Source organism: Enterobacter sp. E20 (assembly GCF_000801755.2).
Classification (GTDB): Bacteria; Pseudomonadota; Gammaproteobacteria; order Enterobacterales; family Enterobacteriaceae; genus Enterobacter; species Enterobacter asburiae_B.
Genome location: NZ_CP012999.1, coordinates 2,776,445 through 2,792,611, shown reverse-complemented (window position 1 = coordinate 2,792,611; position 16,167 = coordinate 2,776,445). Strand labels below are relative to the sequence as shown.

Genomic DNA, 16,167 nt, shown 5'->3' with positions numbered 1-16,167 from the left:
AATGGCAGGTGAAGGAGGCATTAATCATACAAATAAAACCCGGAGACAAAAAAACCCGCCGCAGCGGGTTTTTCGGCCGTGTTCGATTAGTGTTCGAACATTGCTGAGATGGATTCTTCGTTGCTGATACGACGAATCGCTTCGGCCAGCATCCCGGACAGGGTCAACGTGCGCACGTTTGGCAGTGCTTTGATCTCGTCGCTCAGTGGGATGGTATCGCATACTACAACTTCGTCAATGACGGAGTTGCGCAGGTTGTTTACCGCATTACCGGAGAAGATCGGGTGAGTCGCGTAAGCGAACACGCGCTTGGCACCACGCTCTTTCAGCGCTTCAGCTGCTTTACACAGCGTACCGCCGGTATCGATCATGTCGTCAACCAGCACGCAGTCACGGCCAGCAACGTCACCGATGATGTGCATCACCTGAGAAACGTTAGCGCGCGGACGGCGTTTGTCGATGATCGCCATGTCGGTATCGTTCAGCAGCTTAGCGATAGCGCGGGCACGTACCACGCCGCCGATGTCCGGAGAAACCACGATTGGGTTATCCAGGTTCAGCTGCAGCATGTCTTCCAGCAGAATTGGGCTGCCGAATACGTTATCAACCGGGACGTCGAAGAAGCCCTGGATCTGCTCTGCGTGCAGATCAACGGTCAGTACGCGGTCAACGCCGACGCTGGACAGGAAGTCAGCGACAACTTTAGCGGTAATTGGTACACGCGCGGAACGGACGCGACGGTCCTGACGGGCATAGCCGAAGTAAGGGATTACAGCAGTGATACGGCCTGCTGAAGCGCGACGCAGGGCGTCGACCATAACAACCAATTCCATCAGGTTGTCGTTTGTTGGAGCACAGGTGGACTGGATGATGAAAATATCACCACCGCGTACATTTTCGTTAATTTGTACGCTGACTTCGCCGTCGCTAAAGCGACCTACAGCGGCGTCGCCGAGGGAAGTGTACAGGCGGTTGGCAATACGTTGTGCTAGTTCCGGGGTGGCGTTACCAGCAAAAAGCTTCATATCAGGCACGAGAAGAACCTCAGGCATGCGTCCAGTGGTGGATAGCGTTCGCCGCAAACTGTGCGGGCCAGGCGAAGGCTATCCAGGCGGTGTATTAAAGAGCGCGATGCAACGTCTGGAACAGGGTGACGTTGTCACCGAAACTCAGTCTGCGCCAGAATGGTCTGCTGTAGGGGGGAGGTGTTCATCCCGCGTGCTACAAAACCATGCAGCCAAACCGGCGCTTGCTCAAGCACCTGACGAGCGGCGGATTCGGTGTCAAATTCAGCAAAGACACAGGCTCCTGTACCAGTCAGGCGCGACGGCGCGTATTCTAACAGCCAGGAAAGCACCGCATCAACCTCGCGAAAACGTTTTCTTGCGATATCCTCGCAATCGTTGCTGAATTCACAATTTAATAACGTTTCTATTGACCGAACCGGGGTATTCCTTTTCAGGTCAGGATCTTTAAAGATGACCGGCGTCGGAATGCTCACGCCAGGATGGGCAACCAGATACCACTTCTCCGGCGGTTCAGCCGGGGAGAGGATCTCACCCACGCCTTCAGCAAAGGCCGCATGACCGCGCACAAACACCGGGACATCCGCCCCCAGCGTCAGGCCCAGGGCTGCCAGTTCGTCCTTCGACAGCCCGCAGCCCCAGAGGTGGTTCAGCGCAACCAGCACGGTGGCGGCGTTGGATGAGCCGCCGCCCAGACCGCCGCCCATCGGCAGGCGTTTCTCGATACGGATATCCGCACCGCTTCCCACGGGCAGACGGCCCGATTCCGCCGCGGCTTTCATCAGCAGACGCGCGGCGCGCACGATCAGGTTGTCCTCATGCGCCACGCCTTCGACCGGCGTTAGCAGGCAAATCTGCCCGTCCTGGCGCAGTTCAATAGAGATCGTGTCGCCATAGTCAATAAACTGAAACAGCGTCTGCAGGGTGTGATAACCGTCAGCACGCTGGCCGGTGATGTATAAAAACAGGTTCAGCTTTGCCGGAGAGGGCCAGTGGGTCATCATTTAACGATCCAGTTGTCCATTTTCAGCTTGATGCGCTGGCTGCCCTGGGTCAGTTCCATATTCGATGGCAGCGACGGTTTACTCTTGCTGTCATAGGCGCTGTACACCACTTTCCAGGTTTTACCGTTCTGGGTGTAGTTCACCTGGCTCAGACGGTACTGGTCGTCAAGGGTGTAGTCATTTGCCTCACCCGGCAGGCCAAGGATCCACTGGCGCAGGCTGTTGAGCGGGATAGGCATCCCGGTCAGCTTGCCAATCATCTCTTCGGCATCGGTCGCGGTATAGTGCTGGCCTTTGTTATCGGTGATCTGCGCTTCGCCCGGTTTGGCGATAAGCTCCAGTTCGGTGCTGCCCAGCGGGTTCAGCAGCAGCAGGCGGTAGTTGTCCTGCCCCGTCTGCTGCCAGAAGAAGCGGGCATAAACCTTTTGTTCGTCAGAGAGATAAGCGAAAGCGCCGCGGGTCTGGTACTGGTTCAAATTACGGACGTCCTGCTGGTGCTGACGCCACTGCGGTGAATCAGGGCTTTTGCCCGGGCCTTTTGGTTGGGTGACGGTACACGCGGTCAGAACCAGTGCTGCCAGCGGCAGCAGGCGAATCAGTCGGGTCATAATGAGGACAAATCCTTGAGATACGTTGCAGTTATAACTGTTAATGCTAGCGTCGAAGGGGGCTACCGTCTACGTTCAAATTATCTCAAAGGGTTGTGTAACCTATTACTCCGAAAGGAGGCAGTCCCTTTTATTGATCTCGCGCATCCTGTATGATGCGTTCTGCTAACCTTATTAACGCTGGTACTACTCCCGCTCAACATGACCCTATTAGCACTCGGCATCAACCACAAAACGGCTCCGGTTTCGCTGCGAGAACGCGTGACGTTTTCGCCGGATACGCTTGACCTGGCGCTGGACAGCCTGCTTGCACAGCCTATGGTGCAGGGTGGCGTGGTGCTCTCGACGTGCAACCGTACCGAGCTGTATTTAAGCGTGGAAGAGCAGGACAACCTGCACGAAGCGCTGATCCGCTGGCTATGTGACTACCACAACCTCAATGAAGACGAGCTGCGCAACAGTCTGTACTGGCATCAGGACAACGATGCCGTCAGCCATCTGATGCGCGTCGCCAGCGGGCTGGATTCGCTGGTGCTGGGCGAGCCGCAAATTCTGGGTCAGGTGAAAAAAGCCTTTGCAGATTCGCAAAAAGGGCATCTAAAGGCCAGCGAGCTGGAGCGCATGTTCCAGAAGTCGTTCTCCGTGGCGAAGCGTGTGCGAACCGAAACCGACATTGGTGCCAGTGCGGTTTCTGTTGCTTTCGCGGCCTGCACCCTTGCACGCCAAATCTTTGAATCCCTTTCTACCGTCACCGTGATGCTGGTGGGGGCGGGCGAAACCATCGAACTTGTGGCGCGCCATCTGCGCGAGCATAAAGTGAAAAAGATGATTATCGCTAACCGAACCCGCGAACGCGCGCAGGTGCTGGCAGATGAAGTGGGTGCAGAGGTGGTTGCCCTGAGCGACATCGATGAACGCCTGAAAGAGGCGGACATTATTATCAGCTCTACCGCCAGCCCGCTGCCGATTATCGGAAAAGGGATGGTGGAGCGTGCGCTGAAGTCCCGCCGTAATCAGCCGATGCTGCTGGTGGATATCGCCGTCCCGCGCGATGTTGAGCCGGAAGTGGGAAAGCTGCCTAATGCCTATCTCTACAGCGTGGATGATCTGCAAAGCATCATTTCGCACAACCTTGCCCAGCGTAAAGCGGCGGCAGTTCAGGCGGAAACCATCGTTGAGCAGGAAACCAGTGAGTTTATGGCCTGGCTGCGCGCGCAAAGCGTCAGCGAGACCATCCGCGAGTACCGCGGGCAGGCGGAGCAGGTGCGTGATGACCTGACTGCCAAAGCGTTAGCAGCCCTTGAACAGGGCGGCGACGCAAATGCGATTATGCAGGATCTGGCGTGGAAACTGACCAACCGCCTGATCCATGCACCAACCAAATCTCTTCAGCAGGCTGCCCGTGACGGGGATGATGAACGCCTGACTATTCTGCGCAACAGCCTCGGGCTGGAATAGCGCCCTATACCCATTTTCTAAGACAAGGTGCACTTACGCCTATGAAGCCTTCTATCGTCGCTAAACTGGAAGCTCTGCACGAGCGCCATGAAGAAGTACAGGCGCTGCTCGGGGATGCCGGGACCATTGCGGACCAGGAACGTTTTCGCGCGCTCTCGCGTGAATACGCGCAGTTAAGTGATGTTTCTAAATGCTTTACCGACTGGCGACGGGTTCAGGAAGATATCGAAACCGCGCAGATGATGCTCGACGATCCTGAAATGCGCGAGATGGCGCAGGAAGAGTTGCAGGATGCGAAAGCGCGTTCTGAAGAGATGGAGCAGCAGCTTCAGGTGCTTCTGCTGCCGAAAGATCCTGACGACGAGCGTAACGCGTTTGTGGAAGTGCGTGCCGGTACCGGCGGTGACGAAGCGGCGCTGTTTGCCGGGGATCTGTTCCGCATGTACAGCCGCTACGCCGAATCGCGTCGCTGGCGCGTGGAGATCATGAGCGCCAACGAAGGCGAACATGGTGGCTACAAAGAGGTTATCGCCAAGATCAGCGGCGACGGCGTGTACGGTCGTCTCAAGTTTGAATCCGGCGGTCACCGCGTGCAGCGCGTGCCGGCCACCGAATCTCAGGGCCGCATTCACACCTCCGCCTGTACGGTTGCGGTGATGCCGGAGCTGCCGGAAGCTGAACTACCGGACATCAATCCTGCAGACCTGCGTATTGATACGTTCCGCTCCTCTGGCGCGGGCGGTCAGCACGTTAACACCACCGATTCCGCCATCCGTATTACCCACCTGCCGACAGGCATCGTCGTTGAATGTCAGGACGAGCGTTCGCAGCACAAAAACAAAGCCAAAGCGTTGTCCGTGCTGGGCGCGCGTATCCACGCAGCCGAAATGGCGAAACGCCAGCAGGCGGAAGCGTCTACGCGCCGTAACCTGCTGGGCAGCGGCGATCGCAGCGACCGTAACCGCACCTATAACTTCCCGCAGGGGCGCGTAACCGATCACCGCATCAACCTGACGCTGTACCGTCTGGACGAGGTAATGGAAGGGAAGCTGGATATGCTGATCGAGCCTATCGTGCAGGAATACCAGGCCGACCAGCTGGCGGCGCTGTCCGAGCAGGAATAATGGATTTTCAGCGCTGGTTACGTCAGGCGGCCGATGAGCTTTCAGAAAGCGAAAGCCCGAAACGCGACGCCGAAATTTTGCTTGAGCATGTGACGGGTAAAGCCCGCACCTATCTGCTGGCTTTTGGCGAAACCGAACTGACGGCGGAACAGGAAGCGCAGCTCGCCGCGCTACTTGCCCGCCGTAAAACCGGCGAGCCGGTGGCGCACCTTGTCGGTGAGCGTGAGTTCTGGTCGTTACCGCTGTACGTCTCGGCGGCGACGCTGATCCCGCGTCCGGACACCGAGTGTCTGGTGGAGCAGGCGCTGGCGCGTTTACCGGCGGCGGCCTGCTGCATTCTCGATCTCGGTACCGGCACCGGGGCTATCGCGCTGGCGCTGGCCACCGAGCGGCCCGACTGCGCGGTAACGGCGGTGGATGTGATGTCCGACGCGGTGGCGCTGGCGCAGCGTAACGTGGAACGTCTCGGGCTTCGCAACGTGACGGTGCTGCAAAGCAGCTGGTTTGCCGCGCTGGAGAATCGCTCATTTGCGATGATTGTCAGCAATCCTCCCTATATCGACGAACATGACCCGCACCTTGCGCAGGGAGACGTGCGCTTCGAACCGCTGACGGCGCTCGTGGCCGCCAACGCGGGATTAGCCGATCTCGAACACATTGTGACAATGTCACGGGAACATTTGCTTCCCGGCGGCTGGCTGCTCGTGGAACATGGCTGGACGCAGGGAGAGGCCGTTCGGGCACTGTTTACGCAAGCTGGCTACGCCGCTGTCGAAACCTGCCGCGACTACGGCGGCAACGAACGCCTGACGCTGGGGCAGTGGCTATGAGCCTGTTTACCGTGCTCATTACCGTCCACCTCATTTCCGTTGCGCTAACCGTCAGCTTTTTCATCGTCCGTTACTGGTGGCGCTACAGCAACAATCCGCTGATGGATGCCCGCTGGGTGCGTATCGCGCCGCACTGCATCGACACGCTATTGCTCCTTTCCGGCGCCGGACTCATGTTGAAGACCGGCTATCTGCCATTTACTGATAAAGGTGCATGGCTGACTGAAAAGCTGTTTGGCGTTATCATCTACATCGTTTTGGGTTTTATCGCGCTTGGGCGTCGTCGTCCGCGCAGCCAGCAGGTCGGGTTTATCGCCTTTCTGCTGGGTCTGGTGGTGCTGTACATCATCATTAAACTCGCCACCACAAGAATACCGTTACTGGGGTAAGTCATGAGGTCCTTAGCCGATTTCGAATTTAATAAAGTGCCGCTTTGCGATGGCATGATCCTGATTTCCGAGATGATTCGCGACGATTTTACGTCGCAGTTTGTCTACGATGAGCTGGAGAATCTGGTCAGCCTGGCGCGTGAAGAGATTAATCAGGCTCGCCCGCAAGACTGGCAATTAGAGAAGCTGCTGGAGCTTTTCTACGGCGAATGGGGTTTCTGCGACACGCGGGGCGTGTATCGCCTGTCTGACGCGTTATGGCTGGACCAGGTCTTAAAAAATCGTCAGGGCAGCGCCGTGGCGCTGGGCTCTATTTTGCTGTGGGTCGCGCACCGTCTGGATATTCCGCTGGTCCCGGTCATTTTTCCGACGCAGATGATCCTGCGCGCTGAGTGGCTGGACGGCGAAATGTGGCTCATTAATCCCTTCAACGGCGACACGCTGGATGAACATACGCTGGACGTGTGGCTGAAAGGCAATATCAGCCCGGTGGCTGAGCTCTTCAACGAAGATCTCGACGAGGCGGATAACGCCGAGGTCATTCGCAAGCTGCTGGATACGCTGAAGTCTGCGTTAATGGAAGAGCGTCAGATGGAGCTGGCGTTGCGCGCCAGCGAAGTGTTGCTGCAGTTCAACCCGGAAGATCCCTACGAAATTCGCGATCGTGGGCTGATCTACGCGCAGCTCGACTGTGAACACGTGGCGCTGAATGATTTGAATTATTTCGTTGAGCAGTGTCCGGAAGACCCTATTAGCGAAATGATTCGTGCGCAGATCAACGCGATCTCGCACAAACAAATTACACTGCATTAATCTTAATTCCGATTCACACCTGAATAAGGCGATCCTATGAAACAAAAAGTGGTTAGCATTGGTGATATCAAGGTAGCAAACGACCTGCCGTTCGTACTGTTTGGCGGCATGAACGTGCTGGAATCCCGCGATCTCGCCATGCGTATCTGCGAACACTACGTGACCGTGACCCAGAAGCTGGGCATCCCGTACGTGTTTAAGGCCTCTTTTGACAAAGCCAACCGCTCCTCCATTAACTCTTACCGTGGCCCGGGCCTGGAAGAGGGAATGAAAATTTTCCAGGAGCTGAAGCAGACCTTTGGCGTGAAAGTGATCACCGACGTGCATGAAGCCTCACAGGCGCAGCCGGTGGCAGACGTGGTGGACGTGATTCAGCTCCCGGCGTTCCTCGCTCGCCAGACTGACCTGGTTGCGGCGATGGCGAAAACCGGCGCCGTGATTAACGTGAAGAAACCACAGTTCGTCAGCCCAGGCCAGATGGGCAACATCGTCGATAAATTTATCGAAGGCGGCAACGATCAGGTCATCCTGTGCGACCGTGGCGCAAACTTCGGCTACGACAACCTGGTTGTCGACATGCTGGGCTTCAGCGTAATGAAAAATGTCTCCGGTCAGTCTCCGGTGATTTTCGACGTGACCCACGCTCTGCAGTGCCGCGACCCGTTCGGCGCCGCGTCCGGCGGCCGTCGCGCTCAGGTGACCGAGCTGGCGCGCGCCGGCATGGCGACCGGTCTGGCCGGCCTGTTCATTGAAGCGCACCCGGATCCGGCTAACGCGAAATGCGACGGCCCATCCGCGCTGCCGCTGGACAAGCTGGAGCCGTTCCTGAAGCAGATCAAAGCGATTGACGATCTGGTGAAGAGCTTCGACGAGCTGGACACCAGCAACTAATAAAAAAACCCGCTTCGGCGGGTTTTTTGTTCTCCCTCTCCCTGTGGGAGAGGGTTGGGGTGAGGGCATCAGCCCGCACCGGATAAAATTATGCAAATATCGTCATCAGATACGCAATAAACAAGGCCATATGCGCCGCGCCGTTCAGCACGTTGGTGCGCCCGGTTGAGAACGAAATCTGGCACAGCAGCAACGAGGCGACCATCACAATCATCTCCGGCGCGCCCAGCGCAAACTGCAGCTCGTTGCCCGTCATAAAGGCAATCAGCGTCACCACCGGTACGGTAAGTGAAATCGTCGCCAGTACGGAGCCGAAGAACAGGTTCATTGCGCGCTGTACCTGATTATTCAACACCGCTTTCAGCGCGCCCAGCCCTTCCGGCGACAGGATCAGCAGCGCCACCAGGAAGCCGGTAAACGCCACCGGCGCGTTCAGCTCGGTTAACAGCGTCTCCAGCGGGTTAGCGTTCATCTTGGTGACGGCAATCACCGCAATCAGATGCACGATCAGCCAAACCGTATGCCACGCGCTGCTGTGGGCCGACGGCTTGCCGTGGTGCGGGTCATCATCGTCGCCGTCATCTTCATGCTCGTACACAAACAGGCTCTGGTGCGTTTTGGTCTGAATCAACAGGAACACGCCGTACATGGCGGCGGAAATCAGTGCGACCAGCAGCGCCTGCCCGGTGGAAAAGTTTGCACCCGGCAGCGCCATCGGGAAGACCAGCACGATAATCGCCAGCGGGAAGAGGGCGATAAGATACTGTTTAATGCCGAACAGGTTCATATACTGGGTCGCAAATTTGCGCCCGCCCAGCAGCAGAGAGAAGCCTACCAGGCCGCCCGTCACAATCATAATGATCGAATAGAGCGTGTCGCGCATCAGCGTCGGCGCGGCATCGCCGGTCGCCATAAGCGCGGAAATCAGGCTGACTTCGAGAATAACAACGGAAAGGCTGAGAATTAACGATCCGTACGGCTCGCCCAGACGGTGGGCCAGGACGTCCGCATGGCGAACAACGCTAAATGCGCTGGTTAAGATGCCGACCAGGGCAAGAATATTGATACCAACCACCACTGGCAGTGACTGACTGCTTCCCCAGAAGAGCAGCACAGCCAGTGCCAGAACCGGGAAAATGAGTGACGTCTCCTTGTGGCGGGTCTTTACCGCCTCGTGTGTTGCTGTCATGTGCTTCTCCATCAATGCAGGTGCTTGTAATTATAGATAGATTTTTGAGGTCATTAAATTAACAGATCTCTGTTAAATACCCTTTATTTTTTACTTAATTTTACCCTTTGTCATTATTTTTATTGATGATGGGTATAATGCAGATTCTTTGTTGATTACTCATTAAATAACAATTAATTAAAAATGTAGTTTATTCATAAATTATTGCCGGGTGGCACCATGCTGTATCGTCGTCCACACTTATCTCTTTAACCAAAAGAGAGGTTAGTGATGCCCTATAAAGCGAAACGCGAATTACCCGATAACGTGCAAAACGTGCTGCCCGCTCACGCACAGGATATCTACAAAGAGGCGTTCAACAGCGCCTGGGATCAGTACAAAGATAAGGACGATCGCCGGGATGATGCCAGCCGTGAAGAGACGGCCCACAAAGTCGCCTGGGCCGCAGTAAAACATGAATATGAGAAAGGAGACGACGATAAATGGCATAAAAAGAAATAGCCATGAAATGATTCGCTGCCTTCATTTTGACTTTTCAGGCGGTTGAACTTCCGTTGTATTGCAACTGGTCCGCTAATTGCTTATCGTTATTCGACTGCTGGCAAAATGACCAGCATAAAATGCCGGGAAGGCGAATTACAGATGTCGCAAGGAAGCATGCAGTGGCGGAGGTGGAAAGTGTTAACGCGTGATTTCTTAATGAAGGCAGATTGTAAGACGGCATTTGGTGCTATTGAGGAATCGCTTCTCTGGTCAGCTGAACAACGTGCGGCGTCACTCGCTGCCACGCTTGCCTGCCGCCCGGATGATGGCCCGGTATGGATTTTTGGCTACGGCTCCCTGATGTGGAACCCGGCTCTGGAATTTGTCGAATCGGCAACGGGAACGCTGCCTGGCTGGCATCGCGCATTTTGCCTGCGCCTGACGGCCGGACGCGGCAGCGCGTGCCAGCCTGGCCGTATGCTTGCACTGAAAGAGGGCGGGCGCACCACGGGCGTGGCGTATCGCCTGCCGGATGCCACGCTGGGAGAGGAGCTCACGCTGCTCTGGAAGCGCGAGATGATCACCGGCTGCTATATGCCGAGCTGGTGCAAGCTGGAACTGGACGACGGACGCACCGTCAATGCGCTGGTGTTTATTATGGATCCGCGCCATCCGCTGTATGAAGCGGATACCCGCACGCAGGTGATTGCCCCGTTGATTGCCGCCGCGAGCGGGCCTCTGGGCACCAACGCGCAGTATCTGTTCTCCCTCGATCAGGAGCTGACCCGCCTCGGCATGAAGGACGATTGTCTGAATGAGCTGGTGGTGAAGGTGAAGGCGCTGCTGGAAGGGAACCCGCTCAACAGCGCGCTGCGACCGGGTTTTGCCTGACAATACGCCCGGCTTGCCGGGCGTTTAAACTTATGCTGCCACGTAGCTGACGGAATGCTCCAGCGACTGGCTGTGGCTATCAATCAGCACATCCCACGTGCCGGTATACGGCACGGTAAGCCAGGCCTTATCGTCCTGTACGGTGAGAATATCCGCCTGGGACTGTTTTTGTGCTTTCGAACTCATCAGATGAATACGACAGCGTTCTGAGCAACGCACCACTACCGTATCCCCGCCAAACAGTTTCAAACTTGTTTTTACCAGTGCCATTTTTTACCCCGTAGTCTTAAACAACGCTCTCCCTGCTGCCATATCCGAGCGTGATGTTGTTCACAATTCACTCATGGCATAACACCAAAGGGGAGGGGGCGGGATGCTGATTTTGATCAAAAAATGGCATAACGATTAAACAAAAATGACAAAATTTCTCAAAATTTAGGCTAGCGCGCGTTTTACCCGCTAAACGCGCGCCGGAAGAAGATTAAATGCGGAAATGCCCGGCTGTTTCAGCAAGGTCGCCCGCCTGGCTCTGCAGGGCTCCCGCGGCGGCGGCGGATTCCACCACCAGCTCGGCGTTCTGCTGAACCATTCTGTCGAGATGGGTCACCGCGTGGTTGATCTCATGAATCCCTTTCATCTGCTCGCTGGTGGCGATGGAGATTTCGCGCATGATGCCAGAGACGCTGCCGATGCTGGAGCGGATCTCATCCATGCTTTCCCCCGCCAGATGCACGTAGCGGGAGCCGGTTGCCACGCTGTCGGTGGTGGAGTCAATCAGAGATTTGATCTCTTTCGCCGCCTGAGCGCTACGACTTGCCAGGTTACGCACTTCACCTGCTACGACGGCAAACCCGCGTCCCTGCTCACCCGCACGCGCCGCCTCGACGGAGGCGTTCAGCGCCAGAATGTTGGTCTGGAAAGCAATGCCGTCAATCACGCTGGTGATATCGCCAATTTTTGCCGACGCGACTTCAATGGACTGCATGGTGCTGATCGCCTGCGATACCACCTCGCCGCCGCGCGCCGCGGCCGCTGAGGCCTTGCTCGCCTGGTCGTTCGCTTCTGCCGCCGATTCATTCGACTGCGTCACGGAGGCGGTGATCTGCTCCACGGCGCTGGCCGTCTCGCGCAGGCTGGATGCCGCCTGCTCGGTACGTCCGGAAAGATCCTGGTTACCTGCGGCAATCTCCTGCGCGGCGTTTTTCACCGATTCGCTGGCGTCACGGAGCTGCACCATCACCACCGACAGCTTATCGCTGAAGGCGTTAAAGGCCTGGGCAATCTGCGCGACCTCGTCTTCGCCGTTATCCGGCAGGCGCTGGGACAGATCGTTAGTGCCGTTAGCAATGTTGTGCATCGCGTCGCGAATGTCGGACAAACGCTTGAGCAGGCGGGCAATCAGGAAATGCACAATCGCCGCGCTCAGGAGTGCGAGGATCACCAGCGAAATCCCCGAGGCTTTAAGCAGGGAACGCATGCCGGAGGTGGCGTCACCGCTGTCGAGCGCGATGACTAACAGCCAGTTTGTGCCCGGCACGGCTGTCGCCACGAAGGTTTTTTCCGCGTCGTTCAGCGTTCCGTCGACGGGGTTACCGCTTTTCAGCGCAGCAAAATCAATGCCCTTGATCGTCTCACCAAACGGTTTCAGCGTCAGAGCCGGATCGTTAGCGGCAATCACGCTGCCGTCGCTGTTCAGAAGCAACCCGCTGCTGGCCGGGGTGGGATGGATCCCGCGCACGTTTGCCACCACGCTATCCATGGCCACATCGCCCGCCACGACCGCTTTGAGCGTGCCATTTTCTTTCACCGGCACCGCAAAGGTTACCACCAGTTTACCGGTCCCCGCGTCAACGTAGGGCGCGGTGACAACCGGACCGTCCGTGCTGACCACCTGCTGATACCACGGGCGAATAGTCGGGTCATAGTCCGCCGGAACGCCCGCCGGTTCAGAGAATTTCGCCGTTTTGCTGGCGTAGCCAACATAGACGTTGGTGAATCCACCCGCCTGCGCAAGCTGTTTAAACACCGGAACCGGGTCGTCATTCAGCGCAACGGTCTGCGCGGAGGCGATCACCGTCATCTTGCTTTTTACCCAGTCGGCAATCGCCATGTTATGGCTGGCGCTGGTGCTGGTCAGGATATCGCGCTGGGACTGCTGGTTATCCTGGCGCGTGACCTGGAAGTTGATAACGGTATTAAGGAGAAGGGCGACGACCAGACAGCCTGCCGTCGCCGCGATGATGCGTGCACGAATCGATCTGAACATAAGTGAAATACCTGCTGTGTTGTTTCCATGCCTATCGGCAACCCCGCAGGTAAACTTGATGCTGAAACCGCGTCCATAAGAAAATAATATTTTTACGGGTTTATTATTAAAAAGTTAATACTTTATCGGCGGACAGCGTCCACTCGGCCAGCTCAACCAGCGTACCAATCTCTACGCCATCAATAAGCGGCAGACCGGTAATGCCGCGGCCGTCGGTGCAGGTCTTGCACAGCTTCACCGGCACGTTTTGCGCGGTGAGGATCTCCAGCATCTGCTGAATGTTATAGCCTTCTGCCGGTTTTTGACCCTTCAGCCCCGCGGTGACCGCGTCCGACATTAAAAAGAGTCGTAACGCCAGGTCGCTCTCTTTTTCACGCAGCGCAATCGCCAGGCGCAGGCTGTTAAAAAGGGATTCGCTGCCGTAAGCCGCACCGTTGGCGACGATCACAATCTTCTGCATGTTGACTCCTGTTCTTATAAAGGCACGAATATTGCTTAGCTTTCCCGAGTTTCGCTGTTCTGGAGAGTAAGCATGACATTAATGGCTGGCATTTCGCCAGGCGCTGGCGAATGGCTCGAGCGCGCAAGAATGATGCGCCGGGAGCAGCTCAGCAAGCTGGCACAGCTTGGCGTGCTTGTGCACGGCATTAGCCAACTGGTGCATATGTTACAGTGCGAGCGTGGGGCGTCCAACGTCTGGCTCTGCTCACAGGGTAAGCTCTACGCCCCCGAATGCAAAGCCAGCCGGGCGCTGGTGGATGAAAACCTCGCTGCACTTTATGACATTCTTGAAAAACAGTCGCCGATCCCGGGAAGTACCGTCTGTGAACGTATCGGCGGCGCGCTTCAGTGCCTTGATATGCTTCCCGCGCTGCGCGACGGTGTTATTCAGCAAACGGTAACGGCGCCGCAGGCGATGGAACACTACTCCCGCATGCTCCGCCATCTGCTCAGTATCGTGCCGCAGCTCAATGACAGCATTGACGATCCGCAAATCGCCGGGCGTTTTGTTGCCCTTTATAGCCTGATGCAGGGGAAAGAGCTGGCGGGACAGGAACGGGCCCTGGGGGCGATTGGCTTCACGCAGGGCTTTTTCGATGATGTGACTCGCCAGAGGCTGGTTGACCGCATCGACGGGCAGCAGGCCTGCTTTGAAATTTTTCTCTCACACAGCTCCGCTGACGTCCAGACCACCTTTTCTCTCCACTGCCAGCCCGATCGTGAAACGGAGCAACTCCGGCGCGTAGCCTGTACTCGCCAGCCTGCCGCGGATGATGGCCTTACCGCTCTGGCCTGGTTTGCTCTGCAAACCGCGCGCCTTGAGCATCTGCGCACGCTGGAGGAGACGCTCATCGCCGATCTGATGACGGCGGTGGACGAGCGTATTTACCGTAACGATGAGTACGTGCCTCCCGCCGATGAGCAGGACGACCCGCTGATACAGTATCCGGAAAAACCGTTGCTCACCCTGGTGCGCCAGCAGGCACGCGAGATAGAACAGCTCTCGCGCCAGCTAGCATCGCTGCGCGATACGCTTGAAGAGCGCAAAGTCATTGATAAAGCGAAAAGCGTGCTGATGACCCACCAGAATATGAGTGAGGAACAGGCCTGGACGGCGCTGCGCAAAATGGCGATGGACAAAAACCAAAGGATGGTGGATATCGCCCGCGCGCTGCTAATGGTGAAGAATTTATGGCAGGTAACACCAAAGGAGTAGCTGCACGGTCAGCGGACATTTTGTGCCTGATTAAGGTGCGTGCAGGCGAGGGGAGTTCGGTTAGCGCCCCGGAAACTGCGGGTTAAAACCTGGCATTCACTTTGCATTATCGGATTAACCATTTTTGACGATGCGCCAACGGCGGCGCATGCGTCTTCGGGATAAAGGCGTCCACTGGTGCTTCGGCATCGTGGGCGCTTTTTTTTGGTTTTTTTTCAGGAGTGGTTGGTCATGGCGGATTTGTCGAGACGGCGTTTTTTGCAGGCCAGCGTGCTGGCGAGTGGCGCAATGCTGTTACCGGGTATCATGCAGGCCGCATGGGCGGCAGGCTCGGATAAACCGGAGCAGGAAACGGTGCGCATCGGGTTTATCCCGCTGACCGACTGCGCCCCGGTGGTTATCGCGGCGCTGAAAGGCTTTGATAAAAAATACGGTATTACCATCGTGCCCACCAAAGAGGCGAGCTGGGCGGCTGTGCGCGACAAGCTGGTGGCGGGCGAACTCGATGCCGCGCACATTCTCTACGGCCTGCTGTACGGCCTGGAGCTGGGCATCGCCGGCAAGCCGCAGCAGATGGCGAACCTGATGACGCTCAATCAGAACGGCCAGGCGATTACGCTTTCCAGCGATCTGGCTGAGAAGGGCGTACGAGACCTTGACGGGCTGAAAAAGCTCATTGGGCAGCAGGCGCCCGGCACCTACACCTTCGCGCACACCTTCCCGACCGGGACGCACGCCATGTGGCTCTACTACTGGCTGGCCAGCGCGGGCATTAACCCCTTTGACGACGTGCGCACGGTGGTGGTGCCGCCGCCGCAGATGGTGATGAACATGCGCATTGGCAACATGGTTGGCTTTTGCGTCGGCGAGCCGTGGAACGCCCGGGCAATCAACGACCGCATCGGTTTTACCGCCGCCACGTCGCAGTCTATCTGGGCCGATCATCCGGAAAAAATCCTCGGTACGCGCCGCGACTGGGTGGCGAAAAACCCGCACACCGCGCGGGCGCTGGTGAGCGCGGTACTGGAGGCGGCGCGCTGGATCGAAGCCTCCCCGGAAAACAAACGCGAGACCGCGCAGATCCTCTCCCGCCGGGCGTGGCTCAACTGCAAAGAACAGTATCTCACCGGACGCATGCTCGGCGAGTACGACAACGGCCTGGGCCAGCGCTGGCAGGACGCGCACCCGATCCGCTTCTTCAACGAGGGGGCCGTCAGCTACCCGTATCTCTCCGACGGCATGTGGTTCTTAACCCAGTTCCGCCGCTGGGGCTTGCTCAAATCCGCGCCGGACTACGCGGGCATCGCGCAGCGCATTAACCAGACCGCGGTCTGGCAGGATGCCGCCACGGCGGTGGGGGGCATCAGCACACCGACTTCACCATTACGCAGCAGCACATTGATGGACGGCACCGTCTGGAACGGTACCGACCCGGAAGGATACGCCAGCCGTTTCGCCATTCACCGTAAAGAGGCCTGA

17 protein-coding genes are annotated in these 16,167 nt (G+C 57.2%); 10 read left to right on the top strand and 7 right to left on the bottom strand.

What is annotated here, in order from left to right; genetic code table 11:
* Positions 1–86: 86 nt before the first annotated feature.
* From prs to lolB, 3 genes are all read right to left on the bottom strand, one after another.
* The gene (gene prs, locus NI40_RS13055) at positions 87–1,034 is read right to left on the bottom strand and encodes a ribose-phosphate diphosphokinase (RefSeq protein ID WP_003856663.1); all 948 of its coding nucleotides are present in this window, start codon (positions 1,032–1,034) and stop codon (positions 87–89) included.
* 125 nt (positions 1,035–1,159) lie between these two features.
* Positions 1,160–2,029: a 4-(cytidine 5'-diphospho)-2-C-methyl-D-erythritol kinase gene (gene ispE, locus NI40_RS13050; protein ID WP_033145776.1), complete on the bottom strand. Its 870-nt coding sequence runs from the start codon at positions 2,027–2,029 to the stop codon at positions 1,160–1,162.
* On the bottom strand, positions 2,026–2,637 hold the full coding sequence (gene lolB, locus NI40_RS13045; protein WP_039263591.1) for a lipoprotein insertase outer membrane protein LolB: 612 nt from the start codon (positions 2,635–2,637) through the stop codon (positions 2,026–2,028). Before lolB ends, ispE begins: the two co-directional genes overlap by 4 nt.
* Positions 2,638–2,838: 201 nt before the next feature.
* On the opposite strand from lolB, the gene hemA reads away from it, so the two are divergent.
* Genes hemA through kdsA form a run of 6 tightly spaced genes read left to right on the top strand, consistent with a single transcriptional unit; the run spans position 2,839 to position 8,142 of the window.
* Positions 2,839–4,095 (top strand): glutamyl-tRNA reductase, encoded by a 1,257-nt coding sequence (hemA, locus tag NI40_RS13040; RefSeq protein WP_023335999.1) that lies wholly within the window; start codon positions 2,839–2,841, stop codon positions 4,093–4,095.
* 41 nt (positions 4,096–4,136) lie between these two features.
* Positions 4,137–5,219, top strand: a complete 1,083-nt coding sequence (prfA, locus tag NI40_RS13035; RefSeq protein ID WP_039263590.1) for a peptide chain release factor 1 — start codon at positions 4,137–4,139, stop codon at positions 5,217–5,219.
* On the top strand, positions 5,219–6,049 hold the full coding sequence (gene prmC, locus NI40_RS13030) for a peptide chain release factor N(5)-glutamine methyltransferase (protein WP_039263589.1): 831 nt from the start codon (positions 5,219–5,221) through the stop codon (positions 6,047–6,049). The genes prfA and prmC overlap by 1 nt, the downstream gene beginning before the upstream one ends.
* On the top strand, positions 6,046–6,438 hold the full coding sequence (sirB2, locus tag NI40_RS13025; protein WP_039263588.1) for an invasion regulator SirB2: 393 nt from the start codon (positions 6,046–6,048) through the stop codon (positions 6,436–6,438). Before prmC ends, sirB2 begins: the two co-directional genes overlap by 4 nt.
* A gap of 3 nt (positions 6,439–6,441) precedes the next feature.
* Positions 6,442–7,251, top strand: coding sequence for an invasion regulator SirB1 (gene sirB1 / locus NI40_RS13020; RefSeq protein WP_023312124.1), 810 nt, complete (start codon positions 6,442–6,444; stop codon positions 7,249–7,251).
* 36 nt (positions 7,252–7,287) lie between these two features.
* Positions 7,288–8,142 carry a 3-deoxy-8-phosphooctulonate synthase gene (gene kdsA, locus NI40_RS13015; RefSeq protein ID WP_023335996.1) on the top strand — a complete coding sequence of 285 codons (855 nt, stop codon included), beginning with the start codon at positions 7,288–7,290 and terminating at the stop codon, positions 8,140–8,142.
* An 88-nt stretch (positions 8,143–8,230) separates the two neighbouring features.
* Here the strand turns inward: kdsA and chaA are convergent, their stop codons facing one another.
* Positions 8,231–9,331, bottom strand: coding sequence for a sodium-potassium/proton antiporter ChaA (chaA, locus tag NI40_RS13010; RefSeq protein WP_023312122.1), 1,101 nt, complete (start codon positions 9,329–9,331; stop codon positions 8,231–8,233).
* A 270-nt stretch (positions 9,332–9,601) separates the two neighbouring features.
* Between chaA and chaB the strand changes: the two genes are divergently transcribed.
* Entirely contained in the window at positions 9,602–9,832 is a 231-nt protein-coding gene (gene chaB / locus NI40_RS13005; protein ID WP_023312121.1) for a putative cation transport regulator ChaB, read from the top strand.
* A gap of 177 nt (positions 9,833–10,009) precedes the next feature.
* A complete protein-coding gene (locus NI40_RS13000; protein WP_039263587.1) occupies positions 10,010–10,705 on the top strand; it encodes a gamma-glutamylcyclotransferase in 696 nt (231 codons plus the stop codon).
* A 30-nt stretch (positions 10,706–10,735) separates the two neighbouring features.
* Here NI40_RS13000 and NI40_RS12995 read toward each other — a convergent pair whose 3' ends face one another.
* From NI40_RS12995 to NI40_RS12985, 3 genes are all read right to left on the bottom strand, one after another.
* Entirely contained in the window at positions 10,736–10,975 is a 240-nt protein-coding gene (locus NI40_RS12995; RefSeq protein ID WP_010432930.1) for a DUF1883 domain-containing protein, read from the bottom strand.
* A gap of 211 nt (positions 10,976–11,186) precedes the next feature.
* Positions 11,187–12,971: a methyl-accepting chemotaxis protein gene (locus NI40_RS12990; RefSeq protein ID WP_039263586.1), complete on the bottom strand. Its 1,785-nt coding sequence runs from the start codon at positions 12,969–12,971 to the stop codon at positions 11,187–11,189.
* A 106-nt stretch (positions 12,972–13,077) separates the two neighbouring features.
* The gene (locus NI40_RS12985; RefSeq protein WP_008499522.1) at positions 13,078–13,431 is read right to left on the bottom strand and encodes a DsrE/DsrF/TusD sulfur relay family protein; all 354 of its coding nucleotides are present in this window, start codon (positions 13,429–13,431) and stop codon (positions 13,078–13,080) included.
* Between the two features lie 72 nt (positions 13,432–13,503).
* Here NI40_RS12985 and nasR point away from each other — a divergent pair, with 72 nt between their 5' ends.
* A complete protein-coding gene (gene nasR / locus NI40_RS12980; protein ID WP_033145772.1) occupies positions 13,504–14,688 on the top strand; it encodes a nitrate regulatory protein NasR in 1,185 nt (394 codons plus the stop codon).
* 231 nt (positions 14,689–14,919) lie between these two features.
* On the top strand, positions 14,920–16,167 hold the full coding sequence (locus NI40_RS12975; protein ID WP_033145771.1) for a CmpA/NrtA family ABC transporter substrate-binding protein: 1,248 nt from the start codon (positions 14,920–14,922) through the stop codon (positions 16,165–16,167).